At 45.6% G+C, this 2,638-nt stretch carries 3 protein-coding genes; 1 reads left to right on the top strand and 2 read right to left on the bottom strand.

All coding sequences use genetic code 11. From position 1 onward, the window contains the following. The first annotated feature begins 62 nt into the window (after positions 1 to 62). A complete protein-coding gene (locus HY877_06635; GenBank protein ID MBI5299946.1) occupies positions 63 to 821 on the top strand; it encodes an MBL fold metallo-hydrolase in 759 nt (252 codons plus the stop codon). Here HY877_06635 and HY877_06630 read toward each other — a convergent pair. After that, the gene (locus HY877_06630; GenBank protein MBI5299945.1) at positions 818 to 1,396 is read right to left on the bottom strand and encodes a MarC family protein; all 579 of its coding nucleotides are present in this window, start codon (positions 1,394 to 1,396) and stop codon (positions 818 to 820) included. The genes HY877_06635 and HY877_06630 overlap by 4 nt on opposite strands. A gap of 13 nt (positions 1,397 to 1,409) precedes the next feature. Then, positions 1,410 to 2,638 (bottom strand): aromatic amino acid lyase (locus HY877_06625; protein ID MBI5299944.1); only part of this gene is annotated, 1,229 nt, incomplete at its 5' end.

The raw sequence follows: 2,638 nt of genomic DNA, 5'->3' as shown, positions 1-2,638 counted from the left end.
TCGACCCGTCGGGAACCGCGGCCCCAAAATTTCACTCACACAACTTTTTCACCACACCTTTTATGGCACTTAAGGTTACTTACATTGGTCATGCTACTACTTTGATTGAGTGGAATGGCATCCGTATTTTAACGGACCCTGTTTTTAGCAGTCGGGTTTTGTGTTTTAAGCGCATCAAACCCCTTTCTTATGATCCAACTACATTACCGAAGCTCGATGCCATTTTTTTAAGCCACGCCCACTACGATCATCTGGATCTCTTTAGTTACAAATATTTCCCGGGGGACATTCCCATCTTTGTTCCGGAAGGCATGACCAAAGCCATTGCGCCTTTTGTCAACAACCCGGTCATCGAATTGGCAACTTGGGCCCGTTATTCCCTTTCAAAAGACTGTGAGATTTGTGCCGTACCGGCACAGCATCCCGGTGGGCGGTTCATTTATCCTTTTCGTTATCGAAAATGTCACGGCTATATTGTTACCATGGGAAAAGAAAATATTTATTTTTCCGGGGATATTACTTACAGCGACCTTTTTAAAAATTTAAGTCAGTTATTCCCTATCAAGTTGGCGATTTTGTCTCTCGCTCATTCTTCTCAAAACTGGCTTCTCCGCTCGCGTCACATGAATTTGGATGAAGTACTGCAAGCATGGGTCGATTTGGGAAAACCAGACTGGATTCCGGTTCATTGGGGAACTTTTTTCAGAATTTTTGGGGATCCTCACGGAATGATCAATCAACTTAAATTGAAAAGTGAATTGAATCCCGCTCTGAAAGAAAAACTTCACATTCTGGAAGCGTCGGAGTCGTTGACTCTTTAATGAATGAAAATCGACTGAAGGCCTACGCGGATATACATCACGGCAATGGCGGCTAGGAAAAGGGAGATGATTTTTGAAAAGGCCTGCATACCGTTGATCCCCACCATTTTTTCCGTAAGACTGGCATAATATAACGCCGCGGTGTTGAGGATCTGGTTGGCCAGAAGAGAACATGCCACCCAATGAAAGGGAAATTGTTTCGACAAAACAAGAAGCGTTGTTAAAGCGGCCGGTCCCATAATAAGAGGAATGCCGATCGGCACAACGCCAGCGCTTCTATCGGGACGCCTTTCTTCTTTCGCGGGACTGATCAGGTCGACCACTGCCAAAACCAAAAGCAAAATACCGCCGGCAATTTGGAAATCGGCGATTTGAATTCCTAGCAGATTAAAAATCCCCTGCCCCGCCAGCAAAAAAAGCATGCTGATGGCAAAAGAAGTAATGACCGACTGATTCAAAACTCTTTGACGATCCCGAACGGGCATATCGGAAGTAAGCCCCAAAAAAATGGGCATGATGCCGATGGGATCAAGGGCAACAAATAACGGTATAAAGCAGAGAAAAAATATTTTCATAAGTCACCCGTCATTATATGTCCAATGACCCAATTTCTTTTTCAACGATATCAATGATGACTCCGGTTTCTACGAAATTGTAAGCTATTTGTAACTGCGAACTCAAGTGTTTATCTTCTTTCAGGACCGGAAGACTCTTCCTTATATAATGATGGAGGGTTGAAACGCCCTTTCCGCATTTTTTCCCTTTGGAGACAGAATCGATGGCCTGTGCGCCGGCAAGCAGTTCAATGCCTAAAATTCTTTCGACATTATTCGCAATCTGTTTTGCTTTTCTCGCGGCCCACGAGCTCATGCTGATATGATCCTCCTGACCCGCGGAAGTTGGTATGCTGTCGACACTGGCGGGATGAGCCAATGTTTTGTTTTCCGAAACAAGCGCGCTCATTACCACTTGCGGGATCATGAAACCCGAATGGATTCCGGGTTCTGGAATTAAAAACTGGGTTGGGATTTCATTTTGGATCGGGTCGGTAAGAAGCGCCACGCGCCTTTCTGAAATCGATCCCAATTCCGCCAGCGCAATACTTAAAAAATCCATCGCCATGGCAATGGATTCCCCGTGAAAGTTGCCGCCGCTTATAATTTTCTTTGTGTCCGTGAATACAAGAGGATTATCGGTAGAACTGTTCAGTTCTGTTTCCAAAATATTTTTGACAAAAGAAAACGCGTCTTTCGCGGCGCCATGTACTTGCGGCATGCAACGGAGTGAATAAGGGTCCTGCACACGATTACAATTTTTGTGTGTGAGATTTATTTCACTTCCCGCCAGCATTTTTCTCAGATTGTTGCCCGTTTTGATCGCCCCTAAATGCGGTTTCGCGCGGAGTAGTGCTTCATCAAAGGGATGAAAAGAAGCCAAGTCCCCCTCTACGGAAAAAGCCCCCGTGATGTCGGCAATTTTTAGAAGTTTCTCCGCTTGCACTAAAACATCACAGGCGATGGCCAAACTAAAATGGGTTCCATTCACCAAAGAGAGTCCTTCTTTCGGTTCCAACGTGACGGAGACAAGCCCCGCCTTTTTAAATATCTCCGACGATTTTCTTTTTTCCCCCTGATACCAAACCTCTCCGTCTCCAATCAGCACTTTCGCGATGTGAGCCAAAGGCGCCAAATCACCGCAGGCGCCGACGGAACCTTGCGACGGAAGGACCGGTGTGACTCCCTTGTTAATCATTTCACAGAGAAGCAAAATGATATCGGTTCGGCAACCCGAATAACCCTCAGCCAAACAATTTGCTT

Source organism: Deltaproteobacteria bacterium, from assembly GCA_016213065.1.
GTDB lineage: Bacteria > UBA10199 > UBA10199 > SPLOWO2-01-44-7 > SPLOWO2-01-44-7 > JACRBV01.
The sequence above is the reverse complement of the archived record's forward strand: the minus strand, read 5'-3'. Positions and strand labels throughout refer to the sequence as shown.